This is a genomic window from Nocardia farcinica, assembly GCF_001182745.1.
Classification (GTDB): domain Bacteria; phylum Actinomycetota; class Actinomycetes; order Mycobacteriales; family Mycobacteriaceae; genus Nocardia; species Nocardia farcinica.
In genome coordinates, this window is record NZ_LN868938.1 from 2,041,037 (window position 1) to 2,065,588 (window position 24,552).

The window sequence follows — 24,552 nt, forward strand, 5'->3', positions numbered from 1 at the left end:
AGCACCGTCGACGCCACCGAGCCGCCGTTCTGATCCGCACACGGTGACCGGGCCAGCTACAACCAGGTCCGGTCACCGAACCCGGCCACCACGACCGACTGCCGAATTCGCCTATTACTTAGATTAAAGGCGAGACGGACCAGAACCTCTCTGCGGCAGTGGCTTCCGCGTCCTTCGGCCGCGCGGCCTACCGCGGTCACTCCGCCGGCGAGGGTCACCTTCTCGATTGCCGAATAGTGCTGGGCACGTCGAGAGCCGTACCCGACCTACCTCCCACAGTCGACCACAGAGAGGCAGGCAGTCTGCCCAGTCAACCGGTTGTCGTTACGTATTACTCCCAGCCGTGAACGAAGTCTTCGACTGGACCCCAAGTCTTCACGAACTTTGCGACCTGTTCCCAAGTCGCATCAAACAGTAGCAACCGGCCGCGGGGCTCGCTCTGGATCCGCTTCCAAACGACGTACCGCTTGGCGCCACCCGTCCCACCCCCAAGCGATCAGCAGCCCCTTGGCGGCAGCCATACTTTCTGTGAGATCAGTCATTCCGCGAAGCTACACAGTGACCCCTACCGGCCCGGCCAGCCACATATTTCCAGTTCCTACGCGCGCAGATAGATAGGCGTCCACGCATCGTGACCAACCTCGGCGACACCTTCGCTGTCAACGGTGATACCACGACGTGAGGTGAAGCCGAGCTGCCAGCGATTCAGTCGGATCTTCGCCTTCTCGCGCCTCATCCACCTACGGCCATTCCAATCCGGCGGCGGTTCACCTCCTGGCTTCCTGAACCAGTCCGGCGCAAGAAAGACCTCTTCACCCCAGGCGCGCAACTCCGCTGTCCGCGCTTCCAGCTCTGCGCGTTCATCCTTGAGCTTCTCCTCGGCCTTCGCCCAAAACCAGGTGTAGAACTCGCGCACAGATTGGGCGTAGCGCTCCAGGATCGGGAGAAGTGCGATCGATTCCCCAGCCGCCTCAAGATATGGCTTCACTTTCGGCGCCAAGCCACTCCAGTCATAGAGCGGCTTTACCTCTAATAGGAACTGGAGGTCACGAGACGTCGAATGAGAATCAAAAGAAAAGGTATCTCGTGGTTCCAATCGGGGTAGAAAGTAATGTTGCGAGTAGTTCCTTAGCTCTACGATGAACTCAGCTTCGTCCGTCTCGAAAACTTCAACGCGTTTGTTCGTGTACTCGCCCGACTCAAACTCCGATAAGGTCCTGCCAATCTTTGGCCAGATGTGCCGCAGAACCACCCGCTGACCAGAGATCAACGAGCTCGCGGAGGCGAGTGTGTTGTGGAGCAACCGCGCCAGCTCATCGGAGTAGGGGTCACTCACGGCAGAGGTGAACTGGCCGAAACCTGGATACCGCCCTACATGCCCAACCATCTCTTGCGCATTCCGACTGAACGCATACGATGCCAGGTTCAGCGATCGAAGCTTGAGGTTGACGTGGTAGGCGTTCGTCGCCTTCAAGAAGTCGCTGCGCCGTTCGTATTCCGCGATGTAAGGGTTGGTCCAGGACTCAAGGACTTCTTCGTCCTCGTTCTCGGCAGGGGTCACCCGAGCGATGTTGCCACGAAGCACCGACATGAGTTGGCACGCTGGACGACGGACGTCACCTCTGCCGCCTGACCGACATGTGGATCACCCTGGGATGCCGGTCATCACCGCACTCTGGGGACCTCGCCGGCACAAGTCACCTTCAGATTGCCGAACAGTACTGGGCACGACGCGAGCCGTACCCGACCTGCCTCCCGCAGACGAGCACGAATCCGTTGGGCATCTGCCCGGTCCACTGGCTCTGGTCCTGTTGCATCCAAGTTTGTCGCGCCAACCGCAGTAACCGGTCCGTGCTGTCGGTTGCGAGAGATAACGTGACCGGGTGCCAAAACGTACGAACGCGTTCCAGAAGCTGGTGGCAACCATCACTGCGCACCTCAGCGCCGGCGCCATCGTCACTGAATCGAAGATGCTGATCGACCTCGATACGGGGCAAGAGCGAGAAGTTGACATCTGTATTGAACAGGATGTCGCCGGGCATCCACTTCGCATCTGCATCGAATGTTCGAGCCACCAGCGGGCGCGAGACGTGACCTGGGTCGAACAGATGCACGCGAAGCACCAACGCTTGCATACGAACCTGCTTGTGCTTGCATCAGAATCCGGCTTTACGGGTTCGGCTCTGAAGAAGGCAGAGTCTTACGGAATTCAAACGGCCGTCCCTGGTCACTTGTCCGAATCATTCGGTTCTGACCTCGTGGGGAAGTTGAACGCATTGTGGGTCAAAACATTCGCGCTGACCCCGACCAAGATGCGAATGTGGGTCGAGGAATCTGCTGACAGACCCTAAGAAATTATCGTCGCTTTCCCAGACACTCTGATCTTCCGTGGAGACAACACGGAGGTGACTGACGCGTTGTCCATGGCGCGTGGCCTCGTCCAAAACCTCGACATGGACAACGATGCGATGCGAGATGCCCAGGGCGACGAAAAGTTCTTCACCGTCGGCATGGAGCCAGCGCATCTGCGAGATCCGGAAACCGGAGAGCTGTATGATATCTACCTCCGTAAGGAAGAACCAACCGGCGATTACCTCCGCCGAATCACTCGCGTAGAAGTGACCGGCGCCGCAGTGGTCGAAGTTGCTGAGATTCCACTGAAGCACGGCGAATTTCGCGGAGTCGGATACTCCGCAGGTTCAGCGACGCTGGGGGATCGCACCGTGTCGCTTGTCGCAACTGAGACCCCCCAGGGGGAGCGTCGAACGACGACACGATTTGAGCCGCACCTAAGGGCTGTCCCGTAAGTTGTTGAGCGCCAGCCGTTATCGTGTTCCCGTGGCGGTGATCTCGGCGGCCGATCCGGTGATGGTGGAGTTGTTCAGTGGGCTGCGGCCACGCAAGTTCGCCCGCCTGATCACGCGGTTGCGGCGTGAGGGCGCCGACCGGCCGTTGCGGGGCCGGCCCTGGGGGTTGTGCTTCGAGGACCGGGTGTTGCTGGTGGCCACCTACTGGCGCACCAACCTCACGATGCGGCAGCTGGCAGCGGTGTTCGGGGTATCGAAGTCCGCCGCGGCCAGAGTGATCGAAGATCTCGGCCCGGCCCTGGGTTTACGTCCCCGTGTCCGGTTTCCGCATGGCGCGGTGTTGATCGTGGACGGCACCCTGGTCCCGACCCGGGACCACGATGTGGCTGCACCCAGCAAGAACTACCGGTACTCGACCAATCATCAGGTCGTCATCGACGCCGACACCGAACTCGTCGTCGCTCTCGGCCGGCCGCTGCCGGGCAACCGCAACGATTGCCGCGCCTACGGCGAGTCAGGCGCGGCCCATGCCTGCCGCAACGCGGTGGTGATCGCCGATGGCGGCTACCAGGGCACGAGCGCGATCATCCCGCACCGCCGTGTCCCGGGCCGGGACCTACCGGAGTGGAAACAGGCCCACAACGCCTCCCATCGCAAGGTCCGTGCTCGTGTCGAGCACACCTTCTCCCGGATGAAGACCTGGAAGATCCTGCGGGACTGCCGTCTACGTGGCAACGGTGTCGCTGTCGCGATGGCCGGAGTCGCCACCCTGGCCAACCTCGCCCACGCCCGCTGACCCCAGCCAGGGGCAGGTCGTCATCGCCGGGTCGGACTTACGGGACAACCCTTAGACGCAGGTCGCTGGACAAGCTGAGGATTTTCCGCTGCGTGCCAGCATGATCACGCTGTTGAGATGGGGACCGCGTGGGGACCGCACGCCGTGCGCGACCATGTGCCGCACCTGCTTATGCAATGCAAACGGTGGCATGAATCATGGGCATAACGTGCGTGAATGCCCGATCACCATTCCTGGGGGTCAAGTGGTCGCAGGTTCAAATCCTGTCAGCCCGACAACGAACACCCTTCCAACCTCGGCCGGAAGGGGTGTTCTCGTAGAAGAGGCGCGGGGAGATCCGAACCGAGCCGGCAGAAATCTCAAACTGGCGCCCTCCGCACCGTGCACCCAGCACCGGGCACGCCCGGGCCACCGCTCGGGCAGGTCGACCTCGTGGTTCTCGGTGACCGCGCACGTGTCGCTCGGTGGGCGGTGCGCCGAGGTCTCCCCGGGGAGTGGTGGGCCACGGACGCCACCCGTGCCAGGTGCGCGGGCACCCTGGGCGAAGGTGTCCGCGCGCCGCGGGTCCGAGTTCGGGGTGCGCGCCGACCTGTTACCGGCCGGAAGCGCGGACTCGAATACCGCACACCGCCGGGCGCGCACGCCGGAACCGGGCGTGCTCGACGACGATCTCGGGAAGCCGTTCGGCTGTAAGGGTCACGAAGGGGGTCGCCGGTCGATCGGCGCCCTCATATCCCGCGCCCCGGATTGAGGATTCCCCTGAGGTCGAAGGCGTCCTTGATGCGGCTCATGAGCTCTCGCTCCGCCGAACCGACCATCGCTTCGAGGTGACGGGACTTGAGTGTGCCGACTCCGTGCTCTCCGGTGATCGATCCGCCGAGTGCCAGACAGCTGGTCACGATGTCGTCGAAGGCCCGCACGGCGCGCGTGGCGGCGTCGGCATCCGCGGCGTCGAAAACGATCGTGGGATGCAGGTTTCCGTCCCCGGCATGGCCGAAGGTGCCAATCACCAATCCGTGTCGGTCGCCGGTCCGCCGGATCGCGTCGAGCATCTCCGGCAAGCGCGGGACCGGAACAGCGACGTCGTCCAGCAACGTGCTGCCACACCGTTCCAGCGCGGTGAGCGCCACGCCGCGCGCCCGCATCAGAGCGTCGCTCTCGGCCCGATCGCCGGTCAGGTGCACTTCGGTGGCAGCCGACGAACGGCACTCGCGGGCACAGCGCTCGGCCTCGAGCTGCGCGGCGGGGCCGTCACATCCGATCAACAGCAACGCACCCGCCCGCTCGTCCAGGCCCATCCGGGTCATCCGGTTCACCGCCGCGATCGTGGTGCGGTCCATCAGTTCGACCACGCACGGGTCGGCGACCGAGCGGAGGGACAGCACAGCGTCGATCGCGTCGGCCACGGAGGTGAAGAACGCGGCAACGGTCGCGGTGTCCGTCGGCCGTGTCCGCAGTCGCACCGTCGCCTCGACGATCACCGCGAGCGTGCCCTCCGAGCCGATCAGCAGCTGCGTGAGATTCAGGCCGGCGGTGTTCTTGCGGGTGTCGGCGCCGGTGTGGATGATCTGCCCGTCCGCCAGTACTGCTTTGATCCGTGCCACGTGGTCGCCCGTCACTCCGTACTTGGCGCAGCAGGCGCCGCCCGCGTTGGTCGCCAGATTGCCGCCGATGGTCGAGATCGCCCGGCTGCCGGGGTCCGGCACATACCACAGCCCCAGCTCCTCGACCGCCGCCGCGAGATCGCCGTTGAGCACGCCGGCCTCGACTGTCGCCGTGCGTGCCCGCACGTCGATGTCGAGTATTCGGTTCATCCGCTCGGTGCTCAGGACGATGCCGCCCTCCAGCGCGTTGGCGCCGCCCGCCAAGCCGGTGCCGGCTCCCCTGGTGACCAACGGCACCGCGTATCGGTGCGCCGTGCGCGTCGTCGCGACCACGTCATGGGTGGTCTCGGCGCGAACCACCGCGATCGGCCGGCCCGACGGCGTCAGCACCGAGTGGTCGCGGGTGTAGGCCAGCATCGCGTCGGGATCCGTGATCACGGATCCGCCCAGGGCCTGCGTCAATTCCTTCAACGGATCCGTCATCGCCACCGTCGTACGCCACCTTTCCTGTCGCCCGGCGCCAAGTGCTCGTGGTGACGCCGGCCGACCCACTCGCCGTCGGCGTCAGCCGACGATTTCCAGTTCGCCCATCCGTGCCCAATCGGTGTCGGGCAGGGGAGCATGCAGGATGCGCGGGGTGCTCCGCAGCGCGGGCCGCATGGCCTCCAGCCCCTTCCGGAAGTGATCCGCATTCACGTGGTCGGCCCCCGCGGCCGCATCCCGGAAGGCTTCGAGAAGAACGAACTCGGTGGGCTGGGACAGGCTCCGATGCCATTCGAACCACAGATTGCCGGCCTCGGCACGGGTGGCGTCGGTGAACTCTCGGGTAATGGAGGGCCACGTGTCGACGTACTCGTCGCGTACGTCGAATTTGACCACGATGAAAATCATGAAAGTTGCTCCTGTGATCGCTGTTCGGGAAGGACCGCGCTGCCCACGCCGGTGCGCTCTCGGCCGACGCGAGCGCGCGGTCCCGATCAATAGATGTTCGACGGGCGGACCATGCCCTCGGCGAGATCACCGAAGCCGGGAGCGAGAACGGCCCCGGGATTCCCGACGACCTCCTCCACCACGGCGGTCTCGGTGGTGATCAGCAATGCCGCGATGGATGCCGCGCTCTCCAACGCCGCTCGGGTGACCTTGAACGGGTCGATGACGCCGTCGTCGAACATGTCCTCGTAGGCGCCGGTGAGGGCGTTGAAGCCGTGTCCGAGGGGCAGGTCGACGACCGTGTCGACGACCTCGTCGCCGTCGAATCCCGCGTTGACGGCGATCCACCGCACCGGTTCGGCGAGCGCACGCCGCACCACGTCGCAGCCCACTGCTTCGTCACCCGGCAGCACCAGGTCCGCGAGTGCCCAGTGCGACTGTGCCAAGGCGGTGCCGCCACCCGCGACGATCCCCTCCTCCACCGCTGCCTGGGTGGCGGCGAGCGCATCCTCGACCCGCAACATGCGCTCCTTGAGTTCCACGCTCGTGGCACCGCCGACGCGGATCACCGCAACCCTGCCGGTGAGGCGGGCGATGCGGAGGTCGATGCTCTCGCGATCGGCGTCGATCTTCGCGCGTTCACGTTGGGTCTTCAGCTGAGCTACCCGCGCGACCAACAGAGCCTGATCGCCATGGCCCCCGACGATGGTGGTCTGGTTCTCGGTCACGGTGATTCGATCGCACGACCCCAGGTGCTCGATCGTTACCTCCGACAGTTCGAGTCCGGTGTCTTTCGCCACGACATGTCCGCCCAGCGCGACGGCCAGGTCCTCCAGCTCGGCGACCCTGCGGTGCCCGAATCCGGGTGCTCGGACGACGACCGACTGCATCGTCTTGTGCATGTTGCCGCCGACGAGCAGCTGTAACGCCGGCCCGTCGACCTCCTCGGCGAGCACGACCAGCGGTCGGTCGGCACGCTTGGCCGCCTCGATGCTGGGCATGATCTCCTGCACCTGGGTGATCTTCTTGTTGGTCAACAGGATCAGCGGATCGACGTGCACCGCCTCCATCCGCTCCGGATCGGTGACCATGTACCCGGAGGTGTATCCGTGATCGAACTCGATGCCGTCGACGATGTCGACAGACAGGCCGAGTGTTTCGCTCTCCTCGGTGGTGACGATCCCCGAACGGCCGACATACGCCACCGCCTCGGCGACGGCTTGGCCGATGACCTCGTCGTCGCTCGCGGCCAGGGTGGCGATGCGGTGCAGATCGCTGGCGCCACCGACTTCGGCGACCTGCAGTCGGAGCGAATCGATCACCGCGGCGACGGCGCGCTCGATGCCGCGGCGGACCCGCATCGGATTGGCTCCGTTGTCTACGGCTTTCAGTCCTTCCCTGACCATGGCCTGAGCGAGGACGGTCGCGGTGGTGGTGCCGTCCCCGACCAGTCCGTTGGTCTTCATCGCCACTTCCTTGACGAGCTGGGCGCCCATGTTCGCGAAGGGATCGCGGAGCTGGATCTCGCGCGCGATCGTCACGCCGTCGTTGGTGATCGTCGGCGGTCCCGTGAGCTTCTCCAGCACCGCGTTGCGGCCCTTGGGGCCGAGGGTGACTTTGACCGCGTCGGCGAGAGCGTTCACGCCCTGTTCCAGCCTCGATCGCGCATCCTTGTTGTACCGCAACTCTTTTGCCATTTCGTGGTTCCTTTCTCGCCGTCCCGGAAGCGCTGCTAGGGAACGAGGATCGCCCGGCCTCGAACCCGCCCGGCCTCGAGGTCGTCGAGAGCTTGCTGGAAGTTCTCGAGCGGGTACTTGGTCGTGTGCAGGGCCACTTTTCCTTGGGCGGCCAGTGTCATGAGTTCCTGCAGATCGTTGTAGGACCCCACGAGGTTGCCGATGAAGTTGATCTCGGTGGAGATCACGTCGATGGTGGGAACGTCGATGTTCTCGCCGTATCCCACGACGTAGTAGTTGCCCGCGCGCCGAAGCATCGCGATGCCTTCGCGCGTCGACCCGCCTTCGCCGACGAAGTCGACGACCGCTTCCGCGCCGTTGCCCCCGGTCAGGGTGAGCACCTGCTCGACATGGGTGCCGTCGGCGACTATCCCGTGGTCGGCGCCGAGACGTACCGCCAGGTCGACGGCGGCGGGATTGCGATCGAGGACGACCAGCGTCACGCCCGAGATCGCCGCCAGGACCTGAATCCCGATATGACCGAGCCCGCCCGCTCCGATCACGACACACACTTGTCCTGGGCTCGTGGTCTTGGCGACCTTCGCCATGGCGTGGTACGCGGTGAGGCCGGCATCGGCGAGGGCGGCGACGTCCGCGGGCTCGAGGGTGTCATCGATGCGCACGACGCTGCGCGCGGTGGTCCGCAGGAACTCCGCGTAGCCCCCGTTGGTGTCGATGCCGGGAAATCGGCTGTTCTGGCAATGAACGTCGTCACCGGAACGACACGCTCGGCAGAGCCCGCAGGTGATCAGCGGATGCAGGATCACCTTGTCGCCCACGGCGACGTTGGTGACGGCGTCGCCCACCGCGTGCACCCACCCGGCGTTCTCGTGTCCGATGGTGTAGGGAAGTTCGACGCCGCTCTTGGCCTCCCATTGACCCTCGAGGATGTGCAGATCGGTCCGGCATACACCGGCACCTCCGATGCGCACGACCACGTCGAGTGGTCCTTCGACGACCGGTTCGGGTACTTCGGTCAATTGCAGTTTCGTGTGGTATCCGACCACCTGCACGGCCTTCATCGTGGGCTCCTCGACGTTCGCAGATCGGCGATTCTCGTTGTGCTGCACAGGTTCTCGCCGTCGGCATAGCGGGTGGCGAGCAGGCCTCGGCAGAAGTGCGCGTTCCCCTCCATCGATATGCGCACCGACCTGGCGAACCGCAGCCGAAGCGGTACGTCCTCGGGACGTATTCGCTTCCCGTTGTCATCGACGAATACGCGGCCGGCAGGGCACAGGCTCAGTCCCAGCGCCATCCGCCTGCGCAGCAGTGCATCCTTATCCCTGCCCGGCGCGAGATCACCGAGGGTGATCCGGTGTAGGTCGTCCACTGCCATGCCGGTGCGCGCGAGATGCGCAGAGACGCAACGTTCCATTGCGGCGGCGTGCGCCTTCGCACGAAAGGTCCTCCGCAGCTCGTCCAGGTCGTGTTCGGCCTCGACGCCGAAGGTGCCGAGATAGCCGGCGTCGGCGGCGAGCCCGGCGTTGATCTTGTCGCTGTCGTGATGATCGTCGAGCAGGACTCGGATCTCACCGATCCCCTCGACGAGGCGGAGGGCGTCCACCGCGTCGGAGGCCATCAGGTAGGCGAAATTGGGCGAGCAGAAGGCGGTCGGCAGTCGCAGGTGCACCACGACACCCTCGTCGTGGAGTGTCACCGATCGAACGAACCCCAGGTCGGTGATGGGTGTGTCCAGTTCCGGGTCGACGACGGTCGACAGCGCTCGCAGCACCTCGTCCTCGACGCAGAGCGCGGTGCGACTCATGACACTGCCACTTCCCGCGCCCCCGCTGCCGCGACACCGCTGTTCAGCTGCAACTCGGCAGGTACCTCGATGTCGTACAACGTTGCCGCGTTGAGACCGAGGATCTTCCTCTTCTGCTCGACGGTGATCGGTGGGTATTCACCCTGCATGTCCTCCGGGATCTGGAAGTCGACGAACTTCTCGACCAGCCACTTCGGGGTCCACAGGGCGTAGTCGCTGCCGAACAGGATCCGGTCCTCGTCGAGCCAGTACAGGAGCTCGCCGATGATCTGGGCGAAATACCGCGGCCGGGTGTGGATGAAGGGGATCGCCACCGCCAAGCCGCCGTAGACGTTCGATTCCTGGGTGGCGATCCAGCAGAAGTCTTCCAGCCGTGGCAGTCCGACGTGCTCGACGACGAACCGCAGATCGGTGTAGTCGGTGGCGACCTTGTCGACGTCGGACACGTCGAAGGCATCACGGTCGAGCGGCCGGATCGTCGGTCCCTTGTGCACGTGGATGTTGCGGATTCCCAGTTCGAGGCACGCCTCCAGATAGCGCCGGGACCAGGGGTCGTCGAGCTTGTACCCGCGCGAATCGCCGTACCACTCGGCCGTATACAGCTTGACGCCTTGCAGGTCCATCCGCTCCGCGTCTCGCCGCAGCTGCTCCAGGCCCGCCTGTTCGTGGCGCGGATCGTAGGCATGGTTGTAGGTGAGCCGCCCGGGATACTTCTCGACCAGAGCCAGCGCCTCGTCGGTCTGGCCGAAACCCCGGTGGTAGAACTCGTTCAGGAGCGTGGCCTGGAAGATCGCGTGGTCGACGTAGCCCTCCACGAAGAGATCGCGTTCGAACCGGGCACTGCCGTAATAGGTGTAGGTGTCGTAGTCCCAGACCGCATCGGCCGGGCTCAGGTTCTTGTGGTAGTCGTAGAAGCAGTCGATGAACTGCTGTCCGTGCACGTTCTTCTGGTTCGACTTGCGGGCGTCCCAGATATGGACGTGGCCGTCCACGATGAAGTACTTGTCGCCGTTCTTCTCATACATGGCAATGACTCCGATGTCTGTTGCGGGCTGTTGGGGTTGTGTATGCCGGCCCGGCTGCTCGGGCTGCTGTGCGGGCCGGCGCCGTCACCGCCTCGTCGGCCTCACTGGGCGGTGAGGTCGAAACCGATGTACTCGGCCGCGTCCTCCGGACTGGCGAACAGGAGGGTCTTGTCATCGAGGTGGACCATCCGCCCGTAGTGCGTGGAACTGATCTCCTCGAAGATCGAGCCGTCGAAATCCTCGCCGAGCGCCTCGCTGAGTTCGGCATAGTCGAAATCGAGAAGCCGCCGGCCGTCGACACGGATCATCGACGGGTATTCGGTGAGTTCCACGCCGTCCTTCGCCCCCATGACCTCCGCGACGACGCGGCCGACGGGGGTGTTCATGAGGGTGACGCCACACATGTTCGAGAACTCGGTGGACGAACCGAATTGCATGGTCACTGATCCAACTCCTTCGGAATGTCGAGCCCGATGTCCTCGAGCAGAGACCGGAACTTCGCCTTCGCATTCGCCAGGCTGGTCGCGAAGGTGACCGCCTTGTTGCTCGGCTGCGACCAGATGGGCTGGAGGGCTCGGGCCGCTGCCAGGCTGCGCGGGACCCAGGTCCGCAACCAGGTGCCGAACAGCTCCTTGTTCGAATCGCCGTACTCCGGGTCTCTGGTCAGCAGGCGGAACAGATTGCGGGTGTAGGCGAGATCGCGGTCGTAGTCGTATTCGCCGGTGCCGACGATGGTCGGCGTGATGTAATCGCCGTTCCCGGCGGCGACCTGCATGACGAATTCGCTCCGGAACAGCAGACCGACCAGCTGTTCGAAGACGATGTTGGCGCCGAACAGCAGCTCACACCAGTCCGGTACCGCGGTCAAACGCTCGAGCACTTCGCGGGTGGGCTGCCATTCGGGGGCGGACTGCCACACCTGCTTGTGCAGTTGGCCGTCGAACTCCTCGGCTTCCTCGGCCAGATCCAGATTGAACAGCGCCAGATCCTGCGCGAACCGCAGCTTGTGGGCGGCGTTCACCGCAACGGCCGTGTTGATCATGTTGGTCGGACACGACCGCTGGATCGAAGTGAAGACATGGAGCGCGAGGCCGTTCTCCGCGTGCATCCAGGCGCCGAGGTTGCGGGCGAGGAACGTCAGCCAGGACGACCCCCAGGCGTCGTACACCCGCGCGCGCTTGGCGTTGACCAGACACAGTTCGACCTGATGGACGACCTTGGAGTTGTTGCGATAGATCGTCTGGTCCCACTCCTCGTTCGGATCGAGGAAGGCGTGCCAGTTGGCGGACTTCGCGGCCGTCCACTCCAGCGGATATCCGCCGGGACCGTCGCCGAAGCCATAGATCCATCCCTGGGTCAGGTGTCGCTCCGGATCCGGCTGTACGTCGACGGTCACGTCTTCGTACATGGTCGCGCGTCGTTTGGCGGGTGTGTAGTAATTGAACGTGCGGCTGCGTGAACCGGGGAATTCCAGCGCTCCCGCCTCCGAATCGGTGAATTCGATCACGGGGAAGCTGCGTTGCTTCGTCCCTGTGCGTGCCGGCATGTGGTCTTACCTCTCGTGTTGTGTGACTCGCTCCGCCTAATCGAAGGCGGGGCTGGTGAACTTGTCGTAGAAGATCTGATCGGGCGGCGTGCCCTCGGCATCGAGCAGTGCGAGTGCCGCGTCGACCATCGGCGGCGGCCCGCAAAGGTAGACTTCGGATTTCGCGATGTCCGGTTCGAGCCTGCCGACGACGTCGGTGACATTGCCCGGCTCCACGGAGAACGCACCGGTCAGGTCGTGTTCTGCCGATTCGGACAGGCATGCGACGAAGTGGAAGTCCGCCAGACGTTCTCCCCGTTCGAGTATTTCTTCCAGGTAGAACAGGTCGCCGGCCGTCCGCGCACCGTAATAGAAATGCACCGGCCTGGTGTTGCCTGTTTCGCTCATATGCCGAAGCAACGAGAGAATGGGAGCCATACCCGCACCGCCGCCGATGCAGACGATGGGCAGTATGTGGCCTTCCTTGAGTGTGAACGACCCGTAGGGGCCGGTGAGCTCGATTTCGTCACCGATCGAGAGGTCGTTCTCGAGCAACTCCGCGAACTTGCCTCCCGGGTACTTCTTGATCAGGAACTCCAGCCGGTCCGGCGTCGTCTGCGTGCTGGCCATGGAGAAGGAACGGTGTTCGTCGGTCCCCGGGATGGTCAGGTCGGCGTACTGACCCGGTTTGTACTCGAAGGTGGCGGGTTCGATCGGCTGTAGACGGAGCGAGACGATGTCTCTGGTCAGCGGTGTCAGCGCGGTGACCCGGGTGCGGACATCCTGGATGGGGATGCCACCCAGAAGTTCGTCTTCGTCGAAGTTGAGCAGTTCGACGGTGCAGTCACTGTAGGCCGTGGAGCGGCACAGCAGGACGTACCCCTCGTCGACCTCGGCCTCGTTGCACGCGAACGTCGAGTAGTTCTCCATCTGGATCTCGCCGTCGAGCACATACGATTTGCACGCCGAGCACCGTCCCTCACGGCAGCCGTGCATGAGATGAATGCCCTGCCGGAAAGCAGCGTCGAGAATGTACTCGTCCTCCCCGACCTCCATCTCGATATCGACGGGATCGAAGGTGATGCGGTGCTTGTCGGACACGAAAGTTCTCCTGAAATAGGGTTTTCGGCACCTCGATGGGTGGCGTGGCGCCACCCATCGAGTCGGACTCACGCCGGTACCGCGCCTGCGCGGTATGCGGCGACGTGCGCCTCGCGTTCGCTGTCCGACATCTCGTTCAGGAGCACGTTCGGGCTCTGGAACGTGTTGCCCCGCACGTCGTCGAGGGTCCACAGCTTCTTCGGGTCGTCCAGATCCAGGTGCGGCTGGCCGACGAGGGTCTTGCCGTCGTCGCGCACGTAGCCGAGGTCCGACACGATGTCGGCGAGGTCCTTGCCGTGATGCAGGGTCTCCCACTCGCGGAAGCCGGTGAGACGACCCATGTTCGGCGTCGGCCGGCCTTCGTACTCACCGCGGAAGGCGACCGCGTCGGTCCAGTAGCAGGTCTCCGAGCAGTACGTGCGCCACTGGCCGTCGACCTTCTCCACCACCATGTCCTCGCGAATGAGCGCGGGCACCATGCAGGTCCAACACCGGTGCGGGTACTGGTATCCGACCTCCTCGAAGGCGATCGGCTTGTTGCGACCGGGGTAGGCGAGGCGGTTGTAGTCTTCCCACCACTTGCCGTACTTCGAGTACCAACCCGGGTACTTGTGCTCGAACCACTCGAAGTCCTTGTCGGTCATGGCATCGATACGCCAGTAGTTGACCGGCCAGCCGGTCGCGAAGAACCGCGCCACCTCGTGCACATAGCCCTTGTCGACGATGCGCCGCCACGCCTCCTCGACGAGATCGTGCGGAATGGTCAGGCCGTACTTCTCCAGCGGAATCAGGTAGCTGCGGTAGTAGTCGTCGTAGATCCACCGCCGCCACATCTCGGCGTAGCTCTCCCTGTCCTTGCGGCGGTCCTTGGTGCCGTACTCGATGAAGGTGCCGATGGCGGCGTCGACGACACAGTGGTTGTTCCACCACGCGTACCGCAGATCCCGCTCCAGCAAGGGACGGTTGCGCTCGTCGGCGAGAGCCATCAGGAGGATGGAATAGCCGTTGGAGATGTGCCTGGACTCGTCGGACTGGACCGAATGGAAGACCGTGGGGAGCAGGTAGTCACCGTTGGCCGCGGCTTCGTCGGGCATCGCGACGAACAGGGTGTTGGTGAACGCGGTCTCGGCGACCACGGTGAGGTAGATGTTGGCCGCGGTGATGGCGTCGCCGGTGATGAACCCTTCCCCGAACTGGCGCCCGATCGTGCCGGCGTAATTGTTCGCGAACGCCTTCTCCGTGATATCGAACCCGGCCGGGTCGATGTAGTTCGTCATGTACAACTTCTTGAGGTTCATCTGGATCGTCGAATGACGGACCTCATCGATCATCTGCACCGCGAGCCCGTTGTGGATCTCGGGATTGGGCACCGCGTCGATGGCCATCGGCATGGCCCTGGCCGCCGAGATCTCGGGGAACGGAATGATCGACAGGAACAGCTTCTGCCATTCCAGCCAGCGCTGCTGGACCTGCCGGAACATGTTTCCGCGGATGGCCCCGTCCATCGCGCCGTAGACGCGATTGTCCTTTTCCTCCTCCATGGGGAAGTAGGAGCGCATGATCTGCTTGAGCGGGTCCTTCTTCGGCGCCTTCTCGAAGGTGTAGTCGGTGCCGAAACGAGTGGCCGGAGTCGCGAAGGTCGGCTCCCACGACAATTCGGTGATCTTCGCATGCGCCTTCGTCAGGCTTTGCCTACTCAATGTTCGCCTCCTGGGCTGACGGTCGGCGGGGTGTGCCGACTTGTCGGGACGTTGCCTGGTCCATTGGAGGGGCTGAGTGGCCCGGCGAGCGTCTCAGAATGAGACGTGGGTCACACGCGAGCCCCGACCGCGCGCCGCAGCGACACGGCCGGCCCCCTCGAGGCCCACCGTCTCAAATTGAGACGTGCGTCACACAGACGCGCGCTACTGTGTGATCGCCGATGGTGTGTGAGGTGGAGCGATGGCGCGCAAAAACGACCCCGGCCCGCAACTTCTCCGGGCACGTGACCGGTTTCTGAGTTCGGGCCTGGTCGACGAGAACCTGATCTCCGGCACCGTCCGGGACTCCTGGCGACGCTGTCGAGACCTGCGCGTCCATCCGGACCGGGTAGATCTGCCCTTCGTGCGTGAGCCGGACCTCGATTCCCCTCTGGTCACCGCGGCGGCACCGGTCATCCATCAGTTGGCCGACGTGCTCGCGAACCAAGCGGTGAGCGTCATCCTCACCTCGGCGGACGGCGTCGTCCTCGATCGCGTGGCCGCCGACCGGGCGATCCGCGACACCCTCGATTCGGTGCAGCTGGCCAGCGGCTACAGCTACGCCGAAAAGTTCGTCGGAACCAATGGCATCGGCACGGCAGCCGAGACCGGGCGGCCCACCTTCATCCGCGGCGGCGAACACTATCTCGGCGCGCTGGATCGTCTGGCGTGCGCGGGCACTCCGATCCGTGACCCGCTTTCCGGGCGAGTGGTGGGCATCCTCGACCTCACCTGCTGGGCCCACCAGGCCGATCAGCTGCTGGTGGCGTTGACACAGACCGCGGGCGCACAAATCGAGGAGCGCCTGCGTGCCCAAGCCACCGAAACCGAGGCGGCGTTGCTCGACAGCTACCTGAGGCAGTGCCGTCGCTACCCTGCCGGCGTCCTCGGCGTCGGCGCCGACATCATCCTGATGAACCGTTATCTCCGCCAGGCGTTGAACCCGCTCGACCAGCATGCCCTTCTCGAACACGCGGGCGACCTCCAGCGCTCCCGCGCGACAGGCACCGTCACGGTACTTCCGAGCGGCCAGTACGCGAAACTCACTGTCGCACAGCGGATCGATCTGCGTGGTGACGCCACCGACGTGGTCTTCCATGTCGCGTTGACCGACAGTGCCGCAGCGAACACGGCGCTGCTGCCGAGGTCGCCCATCGTGCCCGGTCTCGCGGGCAGCAGTAGTTCGTGGCGGCGCAGTTGTCAGCAGGTGGAACGTTGTTGTGCTGACCGCAACTGGGTGGTCGTCGACGGCGAACCGGGTTCGGGGCGCGCCAAACTGGCCGAGATGGTCGCCCGTCACGTCCGTCCGGCGAGGTCGGTCCGGGTGTTCCGGCTCACTCGCAACATCGACGCCGACGAGTTGTCCGCCGACCTCGAGGCCGAAACCGCCAAGGAGGACTTCGACGTCGTTCTCGCCGACATGGACCAGCTGCCCGCCGAACTCGTCGAGCCCGTCTCGACCATCCTGCAGCGGTGCGCGGGCCGGGGTTGGGTGGCAGCCACGATCTGCTCGACCGAGCCGTCACCGGAAGTGGAATCCCAACTACTACCGCTGTTCATGCACACTGTTCCGGTCCCGGCCCTGCGCCACCGCATCGAGGATCTCGACGAGCTGGTGCCCCACCTGCTGCGCGAGCTCACCAAGGGCGCCGACGTGCGCTTGTCGCCGGCAGCTCACCGGCAGCTGACGAAACTACCGTGGCCGGGGAATGTCGCCCAGCTCCGCCGCGTTCTGTCGGACACGCTCTCTCGGCAACGTTTCGGCACCATCACTCCCGACGTGTTGCCGCCGGAGTGCCACGCGCTCACGCGCCGGATGCTCACACCGATCGAAGCACTCGAACGCGACGCCATTGTCCGTAGCCTCCTCGACCACCGGGGGGACAAGCAAGCGGCAGCAGCCGATCTCGGCATCTCCCGAGCAACGATGTACCGCAAGATCAGGCAATTCGGCATCACCTAGCGCGCCCGGGGGACCAGCCGAGCCGCGAACGATTGGCGTCGCCGCGAGTGCTCGGCCCGCACGAATCTTGCCGGGCGCGCCGACCACCGCCACCGGACGATCCGCTCCGCGTCGATGCCCGATCGACTCATCGGTTCGGGAGACCGGCAGCGCACACGCCGGCGGACCAGGCAGATCGAGCACCCGTTCACACCCGCTGCCCAGGCCTCGACTCTCCCCGACGCGGCTGAACCGATCATCCGCACCCGATGACGGTCCCCGACGCGATGGCAGTGTGCCCCGACACGACCTCACCCGGTGGCCGGGCGACTGGTGGTCAACAGTTCCAACGGATGAAACCCCGTGCACCGCCCCGCACGGTCGAGCAGCGAACCCAGCCGCTTGGGGGTTTCCAGCGTGATGCTGCGGTCGGCGATGACGAGGCCGGGTACCTGCGATTCGAGTTCGTGTTCGAGGCGCGACAATTCGCTGATCTGCCGCAGCCATGCGGTCATCAGGACGTTGGCGGTTCCGGTGACCTCGCAGCACACGCGGATCTGGGGGAACGCGTCGAGCGCGTCGACGAGGGTGCCGAGGGTGCGGGGGATGGCGCGGGCCCAGATGTTGGCGGTGACCGGCCAGCCGCCGAGGACGTGCGCGACTTCGCAGCGGATGGAGAGGATGCGCTCGGCGACCAGGTAGGTCAGGCGACGCCGGACGGCCGCCGCGCTGATGCCGCAGACGTCGGCGAGTTCGACCGCCGAGCGGCGGCCGTCGGCGGCGAGGGCGGCGATCAATGCCAGGTCCACCGCGTCCGGTTGATGGACCAGGGGGCGCGGCGGCGGGCGGTAACGGGACAGGGTGGATTCCTCGCCGACGTCGAGAGCGCGCACCCGCCAGCGTTCGCTCTCCCCGAACACCTGCATCACCACGCGGGTCCGGGTGTGGGCGACCATGGGCGACCCGGACAGCTGCTGCACCCAGTCGCCGAGGCTGTCGAGATCGAAGGTCATGACGGTGAGGAGCAGGTCCCCGTCGCCGGCGGTGCGCTGGATGGTCGCGACCTTGCCGTCCCGGGAGAGTTCCCGCATCAGATCCGGGCCGCGCTGCGCCACCTGGACCTCGACGAAGGCCGCGCATCGCGTGTTGAGGTAGGCCGGGCCGGGGTAGGTGACGATCCACGCGAGACCGCTGTCCACCAGCCGATCCCAGCGGCGGGCGGCGGTGGGCGCGCTGACGCCCGCGACGTCGCCGACAGCGCCCCACGGCGCGCGCGGTGCGGACTGGAGCGCGTGCACGATCCGGAAATCGACGTCGTCCGGAACGTAAGAATCTTTCACCGGGCGGCCCTCTGTCTGCATTTCTCAACACTGCCAGGCAAATTCGGCGAGCGCATCTTAACGTTCGCTTTCACATCTCGGCGGCATTCCCCCGGGCCGTCGATCGAGGAGGTAATCGGAATGAGAATCACGGTCATCGGCGGCGGTCACGGCGCATATGCGGCAGTGGCCGACATGAGCGCGAAAGGCCATGAGGTCGTCTGGTGGCGGCGGGATCACAGCGCTTTCGCACCGCTGCTCGACGCGGGCGGAATTCGCGTCGACGACCACCGCGGGCATCGCGTGCTGCTGATCGGTGCGGCGGGTGGCATCACGGTCGAACCCGATCTCGGTCGCGCGGTGGCCGGGGCGGCGGTCGTGCTCGTGCCGATCCCCGCCTTCTCCCACCCGGACCTCGCCGAGCGGATCGCGCCGCACCTGACCGACGGCCAGGTGGTGTATTTGCCGCCGGGCAGCTTCGGTTCGGTGATCTTCGCGCGGGCGGTGGCCGCCGCCGGTAACCCGGCCAAGGTCGCCTTCGCCGAGACCGGCACCCTCCCCTACCTGGCCCGAAAGCACGGCGACGACCGGGTGGTGGTGAGCGGCTATGCCACCCGGCTGCCCACCGGGGTGCTGCCCGCCCACGACAGCGAGCGCGCGCTGGCGGTGCTGGCGGAGATCTATCCGGTCGAGCCGGTCGAGGACGCGCTGAGCGGGGCGTTGATGAACGCGGGCCCGATCATCCACCCGCCGTTGATCCTCATGAACGCCGGCCCGTTGCAGCACTTCGAGGCCTGGGACATCCACAACGAGGGCACCCAGGACGCCATCCGCCGCGTCACCACGGCCCTCGACGCCGAACGGATCGCCATCCGCACCGCGCTGGGATACGCCGCGCCGCATTTCCCGCTCGCCGACCACTACACCGCCGACGGCGACGAATGGATGTACGGCAACGCCGCGCACGAGAAGCTGACCGACAGCGGCGACTGGCGCGAGCACATCGACCTGCACACCCACCGGTACATGACCGAGGATGTCGAGATCGGGCTCGCGCTGCTCACCTCGGTGGGCCGCTGGGCGGGGGTGCCGACGCCGGTGGCGAGCGGCCTCCTCGCCGTCGCGGGCGCGATCACCGGCCGGTCCGCCGACAGCGGCGGCCGCACACTGGCCGCCCTCGGCCTGGACGGATTGGACCGCGCGGGAATGACAGAGCTACTGCACGACGGGTTCTCGCGGTGACGGGCGTGGTGGCGGTCGTCGGCGCCGGCCGCATGGGGCAGGGTATCGCGGCGGCGCTCGGGTTCGGGAAGGTCGAGGTGATCGTGGTCGACCTGCGGGATCGCGGCGACGCCGGCGAGGCGTATCGCGCGGCGGCCCGGGCCGAGATCCGGTCGTCGCTGGCGCGGAAGGTGCGGCTCGGGCTGCTCGCCGACGCCGATCTGCCGGAGGTGCTCGACCGGATCCGGGTGGTGAGCCGGGACGCCGCGGCCGACGCGATGGCGCAGGCACGGCTCGTCTTCGAGGCGGTGCCCGAGGTCCTCGCGGTCAAACGCGCGGCCCTGTCATGGATCGAATCGGTGGTCGGCCCGGACACGCCCATCGCCTCGACCACCTCGAGTTTCCTCGTGAGTCGCCTCGCCGAATTCGTCGCGCGGCCGGACCGGCTGCTCAACGCGCATTGGCTCAACCCCGCCGACCTGATGCCGCTGGTGGAGGTGAGCCCGAGCGCCGCGACCACACCGGAGGTGGTCGAGGCGACCTGCGAGCTGCTGTCGGCCGTCGGCAAGACACCGGTGGTCTGCGCCGCATCGCCGGGCTACATCGTGCCGCGACTCCAGGTGCTGGTGATGAACGAAGCCGTCCGGATGGTCGAGGAGGGCGTGGCCGATGCCGCCGAGATCGACCGGGCCGTGCGGATCGGATTCGGGTCCCGATTCGCTGTGCTCGGCCTGCTCGAGTTCATCGATTGGGGCGGCTGCGACACCCTGTTCCACGCCTCCACCTATCTGCGCGACGAACTCGGTGAGCGTTTCGCCCCCGCACCCCTGGTCGAACGGTCGATGGCCGACCGCCGTCCCGGCACCGCCGACGGCGGCGGCTTCTACGACATCGCGCCGGCCGCGCGCGACGACTACCGGACCCGCCGCATCGCCGACTTCGCGCAGGTCCTCGATGCGACCGGCCAACTACACAGGTACGACGACCTTCCGCGGCGCAACGGCCGAGCCGTCGCGGAGGTGCTCTCGGCGCGCCCCGCGGGCGGGTCGCAGGACAGATGAGGAGACGGCTGTGACTGCTGTGAATTCACCCCAACTCGCTCCCGCGGAGACCCGCGAGCGCCCGATGAAGCTGGCGATCGCGTCCGGGGTCGGCACCATCCTCGAGTTCTACGACTTCGCGATCTACGGCACCGCCACCGCGCTGGTGTTCAACAAGGTGTATTTCGACACCGACGATCCCTGGTTCGGCACTTTCCTCGGGTTCGCCACCTTCGCCATCGGCTTCGTCATGGCACCGGTCGGCGCGGTGATCTTCGGGCACTACGGTGACCGGTTCGGCCGGCGCGCGGCGCTCACCACCGCGTTCATCCTGATGGGGTCGGCCACCCTGGTCATGGGCCTGGTGCCGGACTCGCGGTCGATCGGGATCGTCGCCCCGCTGATCCTGATCTTCCTGCGGATGCTGCACGGCATCTCGCGGGGCGGTGAGATCGGCGGCGCGGTGCTGTTGGCGGCCGAGCACGCCCCCGCCTCCCGACGCGGGCTCTACGGGTGTTTCGTCACGCTCGGATCGCCGGTCGGCGCGATCCTGGCGAACACCGCCTTCGCGCTCGTCCTGCTGCTCCCGATGGACCAGGTGATCGCGTGGGGCTGGCGGATTCCGTTCCTGGTGGGCGGCGTCGTCCTGATCATCGGCATCTGGACCAGGATGCGGATCTCCGAGACACCCGATTTCGCCGGCGCGCGCTCCGGCGCGGATCGGCCGGCGCCGCGTGGCCTGGCGGTATTGCGCCAGGACTGGCGCGGGGTGTTGCGCGCCGCGGGCGTGAACATCGGCCAGAACTGTTATGCGTTCCTGCTGTTCACCTTCATGTTGTCCTTCCTGACCGAACCCGACCCGGGCCGGGGCTTCTCCCGCTCCGCGGTGGTCTGGGGCATCACCGCGGCCCTCGCCTGCCACGCCGCGACGGTGGTGCTCGGCAGTCATCTGTCCGACCGGCTCGGCCGCAAGACGGTGATCGGCTTCGGTATGACGTCGGCCGCGGTCTTCGCCCCGGTGCTGTTCTGGGTCACCGCCCACGGTTCGTTCCTGGCCTGTATCGCGGTGATCTGCATCGGGTTCACGCTGACCGGGTTCGTGTACGGGCCGATGTTCACCATGTTCGCCGAGCAGTTCCCGGTGACCCAGCGCTACAGCGGTGTGGGCATCGGCTACCAGGTCGGGGCGGTGGTCGGCGGCGGTATCGCGCCGATGGTCGCGAACCGGATCGTGAGCGGCACCGGCAGCGTGATCCCCGTCGGGTTCTATGCCGCGGCACTCATGCTGATCAGCCTGTTCGCCCTGATGAAGGGCAAGGAGACCGCGCCGCTGGCGGTCGGGCGCTCGGTGCGGAGCCGCTTCGGCGCCGCCGCGGGCAGCACCGACCGGGCAGCGCGCGCCGGTTTTCCCGCCGACGCGAAACCGGTGGAGCAATCCAGCTGACGGGATTGAATCGGGAATGTCGATGCCGACCACCGTCGCGACGGTGGTCGGCATCGACGAACCGACTTATATAGGGCATATTCGCGGGGCGCTGAATAGGTAATTCCTTTATCCGGACCCGACGGAATCAGATCAATTCGAGGCACGGTGTTTCGACCGTTGGGTATCACCGGATTTCCCCCACGAATGCAGCAAACATCTGGCTCGCGAGACTTCGCCGGCTCGGACATCCCCGGGATGGCAGCCGAAGCCCTCGCCCGCGAGGAGGTGTGAACCGCCGGGCTGCGCTGAGACCGCGACCCACGCCGGTGGCCACTAGCCAAATTTGGCTACTCGAGCCTATCGTGGAGCGACCAGCCGAGCTCGGCTGGTTCCCCACACAGCCCCGAGGTGAGCAATGACGTCGATAACCCCCTATGTGATGGTCGACCGCGCGCACGACTACCGGGCGTTCCTGGAACACGCCCTCGACGCGGAGGTCTCGACGGTGGTGGCCCTGCCCACGGACGAGAGCCGCGTCGTGCACGCCGAGGCCAGGATCGGTGACAGCGTGCTGTTCTTCGCCGACTCGGGCGCGGAAGGGCAACGGTGCCTGAGTTCGCCCACCGAGCCGGTGCACGTGCAGCTCTGGGCGACGGTGCCGGACGCGGACACGGTGTTCGCGCGGGCGGTCGAGGCGGGGGCGCGGCCCGCGCAGGAGATCACCGCCCAGCCGGACGGGAGTCGGATGGGCGGGTTCGTCGACCCGTTCGGCACGCTCTGGTGGATCAGCACCACCGCCCCCGCGGCGGTCTGAGCCGGTGACGGCGGTTCGGCTGCTGGTGCTCGGCGCGGTGCGGCGGCGCGGGCGCGCGCACGGCTACCAGGTGCGTGCCGATCTCGAGTCCTGGGGTGCGCACGAATGGTCCAATGCGACTTCCGGTTCGGTGTATCACGCGCTGAGGTCGACGGCGCAGGCCGGGCTGCTGCGCGAACACGAGACCACGCCGAGCACGGCGGGCGGGCCGCCGCGCATCGAATACGAACTCACCGACAAGGGTGAGCAGTCCTACCTCGCGTTGCTGCGCAAGGCGCTCTCGGCCCGCGACCCCCGCATGGACCTGCTGGCCGCGGCGGTGGGGTTCATCGAGGACCTGCCCCGTGCGGAAGCCGTCGCGCTCCTGCGCCGTCGAGCGGCGGCCATGGCCGAGTGGGAGGCGTCCATCACCGCGCACCTGCCACCGGACACCGACCTCGCGACCTGGGGCCCGGTCGGCGACGTCATCGGCCTGTGGTTGCACACCGCGCGCAGCCGGGCCGAATGGACTCGTAACCTGCTGGCACGGCTCGAGGCGGGCGCCTACCGCATGGCGGGCGAGAGTTGAGGCAGGGATGCCTGCCGCAGTCCGGTCACCGTGCCGAGGGTTCGGCGACAGGCGCGCAACCGATCCGCCATCTTCGTTCGCAGCACGCCGATTCCGTCGCCCCCGATCGCTGCGAGACCGGAAACCCGCCTCGGCACACGTCGAACCGGCCGCCGGCGACACCACCGCCCCCGATCACGGCGCCCGCTCCGACGGCTCGGCGTAACGTCGGCGATCCTCTGGCGATCTTCCAGACAACATCGACTCAGGAGGTTCGACATGCTCTCCCCCAAGCGACTCGCCGCCGGTGCCTTCGTCGCCGCCGCAGCCGTCTCCACGACGCTCGCCGCCGGCGGCGTCGCCCAGGCCGACGTTCCGGTGTGGCAGGCCAATTGCCACGTCTACAACATCTTCAACACCGGCGGCATGGCCAACTGTGAGCTGCCGACCTGGCATCAGGTGAAGCTGACCTGTGTCGCGTGGCCCGTTCCGTTCACCTACTGGAAGTACGGCCCGGTGCAGTACGGGCAGAACCAGTCCTGGGCCAGCTGCGACTCGTTCAACGCGCTGGTGCGTGTCGAGGTCATCCAGGCGTAGTCGGAAGTCCGGGCGCTCCGGGTATTCGCCCGGGGCGCACCGGAACCGGCCCCGCGGCGAGCGAGCGAGCACGTCCGCCGGAACGGACGGTCAGGCGGACAGTCGCCGGGCGAACCGGACCACCGGGCCGGGACGGCCGCGAGCGCGCGGCCGTCCCGGTTTCACCGCGAGGCGGTCACGCGCAGGATCGCCGCACGACCGCCGCGGCGGCGACGAGATCGCGCAGCGACGCCACCACTCCTCGGCGCCGCGGGTCTCGAGCCCGCAGTCCGGGTTCACCCACAGTCGTTCCGCCGAAACCACTTTGGTGCCCCCGCGCGGCCGCGCAACAGCGATCCAGCTCGTCGTCGATACCGCGCACCCGCTCGGGCAGTGCGCCGAGCAGCACCGCGGTGTCGAGCACGTGGTCGTCGTAGGAGAAGGTGCCGACCGGTCGCGCTGAAGGTCTCCAGTGGTCTGGACATGAGGCGTACTCCCTCGGTCGCAGCGGTGGCCGCCACCCGTTCGAGCGCGCACGACGACACACCCGGCCGGTTCCGGGTGTGTGAACAGTCGGCGTGGCGCCCAGTCCGCGAGGCGACGGCCGCCGGGCACGGCGCCGACGGCGGGCTTCGACGT

At 66.3% G+C, this 24,552-nt stretch carries 22 protein-coding genes and 2 pseudogenes; 10 read left to right on the forward strand and 14 right to left on the reverse strand.

Going from position 1 to position 24,552, the window contains the following annotated elements:
• Nucleotides 1-598: 598 nt before the first annotated feature.
• On the reverse strand, nucleotides 599-1,591 hold the full coding sequence (locus AMO33_RS09980) for a hypothetical protein (RefSeq protein WP_086847550.1): 993 nt from the start codon (nucleotides 1,589-1,591) through the stop codon (nucleotides 599-601).
• A 292-nt stretch (nucleotides 1,592-1,883) separates the two neighbouring features.
• Between AMO33_RS09980 and AMO33_RS30990 the strand changes: the two genes are divergently transcribed.
• The 3 genes from AMO33_RS30990 to AMO33_RS09990 all read left to right on the forward strand — a co-directional run bounded on the left by AMO33_RS30990 (nucleotide 1,884) and on the right by AMO33_RS09990 (nucleotide 3,603).
• Nucleotides 1,884-2,351: a restriction endonuclease gene (locus AMO33_RS30990; RefSeq protein WP_107103094.1), complete on the forward strand. Its 468-nt coding sequence runs from the start codon at nucleotides 1,884-1,886 to the stop codon at nucleotides 2,349-2,351.
• A gap of 54 nt (nucleotides 2,352-2,405) precedes the next feature.
• Nucleotides 2,406-2,807 (forward strand): hypothetical protein, encoded by a 402-nt coding sequence (locus AMO33_RS31430; protein ID WP_139337505.1) that lies wholly within the window; start codon nucleotides 2,406-2,408, stop codon nucleotides 2,805-2,807.
• A gap of 61 nt (nucleotides 2,808-2,868) precedes the next feature.
• Nucleotides 2,869-3,603 carry an IS5/IS1182 family transposase gene (locus AMO33_RS09990; RefSeq protein WP_062954307.1) on the forward strand — a complete coding sequence of 245 codons (735 nt, stop codon included), beginning with the start codon at nucleotides 2,869-2,871 and terminating at the stop codon, nucleotides 3,601-3,603.
• Nucleotides 3,604-4,331: 728 nt separating this feature from the next.
• Here the strand turns inward: AMO33_RS09990 and AMO33_RS09995 are convergent.
• From AMO33_RS09995 to AMO33_RS10040, 10 genes are all read right to left on the reverse strand, one after another.
• Entirely contained in the window at nucleotides 4,332-5,690 is a 1,359-nt protein-coding gene (locus AMO33_RS09995) for an FAD-binding oxidoreductase (protein WP_060593410.1), read from the reverse strand.
• Nucleotides 5,691-5,771: 81 nt separating this feature from the next.
• Nucleotides 5,772-6,098: a putative quinol monooxygenase gene (locus tag AMO33_RS10000; protein WP_060592195.1), complete on the reverse strand. Its 327-nt coding sequence runs from the start codon at nucleotides 6,096-6,098 to the stop codon at nucleotides 5,772-5,774.
• Between the two features lie 86 nt (nucleotides 6,099-6,184).
• A complete protein-coding gene (groL, locus tag AMO33_RS10005; RefSeq protein WP_060592197.1) occupies nucleotides 6,185-7,834 on the reverse strand; it encodes a chaperonin GroEL in 1,650 nt (549 codons plus the stop codon).
• A gap of 35 nt (nucleotides 7,835-7,869) precedes the next feature.
• Entirely contained in the window at nucleotides 7,870-8,895 is a 1,026-nt protein-coding gene (locus tag AMO33_RS10010; protein WP_060592199.1) for an NAD(P)-dependent alcohol dehydrogenase, read from the reverse strand.
• Nucleotides 8,892-9,638 carry an iron-sulfur cluster assembly protein gene (locus AMO33_RS10015; protein WP_060592201.1) on the reverse strand — a complete coding sequence of 249 codons (747 nt, stop codon included), beginning with the start codon at nucleotides 9,636-9,638 and terminating at the stop codon, nucleotides 8,892-8,894. The genes AMO33_RS10010 and AMO33_RS10015 overlap by 4 nt, the downstream gene beginning before the upstream one ends.
• Nucleotides 9,635-10,663 carry an amidohydrolase family protein gene (locus AMO33_RS10020; protein ID WP_060592202.1) on the reverse strand — a complete coding sequence of 343 codons (1,029 nt, stop codon included), beginning with the start codon at nucleotides 10,661-10,663 and terminating at the stop codon, nucleotides 9,635-9,637. The genes AMO33_RS10015 and AMO33_RS10020 overlap by 4 nt, the downstream gene beginning before the upstream one ends.
• 101 nt (nucleotides 10,664-10,764) lie before the next feature.
• Nucleotides 10,765-11,106 (reverse strand): propane 2-monooxygenase effector subunit MimD, encoded by a 342-nt coding sequence (gene mimD / locus AMO33_RS10025; protein ID WP_060592208.1) that lies wholly within the window; start codon nucleotides 11,104-11,106, stop codon nucleotides 10,765-10,767.
• Nucleotides 11,103-12,209 carry an aromatic/alkene monooxygenase hydroxylase subunit beta gene (locus AMO33_RS10030; protein ID WP_060592210.1) on the reverse strand — a complete coding sequence of 369 codons (1,107 nt, stop codon included), beginning with the start codon at nucleotides 12,207-12,209 and terminating at the stop codon, nucleotides 11,103-11,105. The genes mimD and AMO33_RS10030 overlap by 4 nt, the downstream gene beginning before the upstream one ends.
• Before the next feature lie 36 nt (nucleotides 12,210-12,245).
• On the reverse strand, nucleotides 12,246-13,289 hold the full coding sequence (locus AMO33_RS10035) for a 2Fe-2S iron-sulfur cluster-binding protein (RefSeq protein WP_060592212.1): 1,044 nt from the start codon (nucleotides 13,287-13,289) through the stop codon (nucleotides 12,246-12,248).
• 68 nt (nucleotides 13,290-13,357) lie between these two features.
• Nucleotides 13,358-14,989, reverse strand: a complete 1,632-nt coding sequence (locus tag AMO33_RS10040) for a ferritin family protein (RefSeq protein WP_060592213.1) — start codon at nucleotides 14,987-14,989, stop codon at nucleotides 13,358-13,360.
• A 472-nt stretch (nucleotides 14,990-15,461) separates the two neighbouring features.
• On the opposite strand from AMO33_RS10040, the gene AMO33_RS10045 reads away from it, so the two are divergent.
• Nucleotides 15,462-16,991: a sigma-54-dependent Fis family transcriptional regulator gene (locus tag AMO33_RS10045; protein WP_314826516.1), complete on the forward strand. Its 1,530-nt coding sequence runs from the start codon at nucleotides 15,462-15,464 to the stop codon at nucleotides 16,989-16,991.
• A gap of 290 nt (nucleotides 16,992-17,281) precedes the next feature.
• Here AMO33_RS10045 and AMO33_RS10050 read toward each other — a convergent pair whose 3' ends face one another.
• On the reverse strand, nucleotides 17,282-18,310 hold the full coding sequence (locus AMO33_RS10050; RefSeq protein ID WP_240327468.1) for an Lrp/AsnC family transcriptional regulator: 1,029 nt from the start codon (nucleotides 18,308-18,310) through the stop codon (nucleotides 17,282-17,284).
• 120 nt (nucleotides 18,311-18,430) lie between these two features.
• Here AMO33_RS10050 and AMO33_RS10055 point away from each other — a divergent pair, with 120 nt between their 5' ends.
• From AMO33_RS10055 to AMO33_RS10080, 6 genes are all read left to right on the forward strand, one after another.
• Nucleotides 18,431-19,531, forward strand: a complete 1,101-nt coding sequence (locus tag AMO33_RS10055; protein WP_060592219.1) for an NAD/NADP octopine/nopaline dehydrogenase family protein — start codon at nucleotides 18,431-18,433, stop codon at nucleotides 19,529-19,531.
• Nucleotides 19,528-20,571 (forward strand): 3-hydroxybutyryl-CoA dehydrogenase, encoded by a 1,044-nt coding sequence (locus AMO33_RS10060; protein ID WP_060592220.1) that lies wholly within the window; start codon nucleotides 19,528-19,530, stop codon nucleotides 20,569-20,571. The genes AMO33_RS10055 and AMO33_RS10060 overlap by 4 nt, the downstream gene beginning before the upstream one ends.
• A gap of 10 nt (nucleotides 20,572-20,581) precedes the next feature.
• Nucleotides 20,582-21,994: an MFS transporter gene (locus tag AMO33_RS10065; protein ID WP_060592222.1), complete on the forward strand. Its 1,413-nt coding sequence runs from the start codon at nucleotides 20,582-20,584 to the stop codon at nucleotides 21,992-21,994.
• A 397-nt stretch (nucleotides 21,995-22,391) separates the two neighbouring features.
• Nucleotides 22,392-22,790 (forward strand): VOC family protein, encoded by a 399-nt coding sequence (locus AMO33_RS10070; RefSeq protein WP_011208574.1) that lies wholly within the window; start codon nucleotides 22,392-22,394, stop codon nucleotides 22,788-22,790.
• 4 nt (nucleotides 22,791-22,794) lie between these two features.
• Complete coding sequence (locus tag AMO33_RS10075; protein WP_060592224.1) at nucleotides 22,795-23,358, forward strand: PadR family transcriptional regulator; 564 nt, start codon at nucleotides 22,795-22,797, stop codon at nucleotides 23,356-23,358.
• 258 nt (nucleotides 23,359-23,616) lie between these two features.
• On the forward strand, nucleotides 23,617-23,934 hold the full coding sequence (locus tag AMO33_RS10080; protein ID WP_011208572.1) for a hypothetical protein: 318 nt from the start codon (nucleotides 23,617-23,619) through the stop codon (nucleotides 23,932-23,934).
• A 175-nt stretch (nucleotides 23,935-24,109) separates the two neighbouring features.
• Here the strand turns inward: AMO33_RS10080 and AMO33_RS32980 are convergent.
• Nucleotides 24,110-24,234 (reverse strand): annotated as a pseudogene (locus AMO33_RS32980) (hypothetical protein); the annotation flags it as partial.
• Between the two features lie 7 nt (nucleotides 24,235-24,241).
• A pseudogene (locus AMO33_RS32565) lies at nucleotides 24,242-24,367 on the reverse strand (hypothetical protein); the annotation flags it as partial.
• Nucleotides 24,368-24,552: the final 185 nt, after the last annotated feature.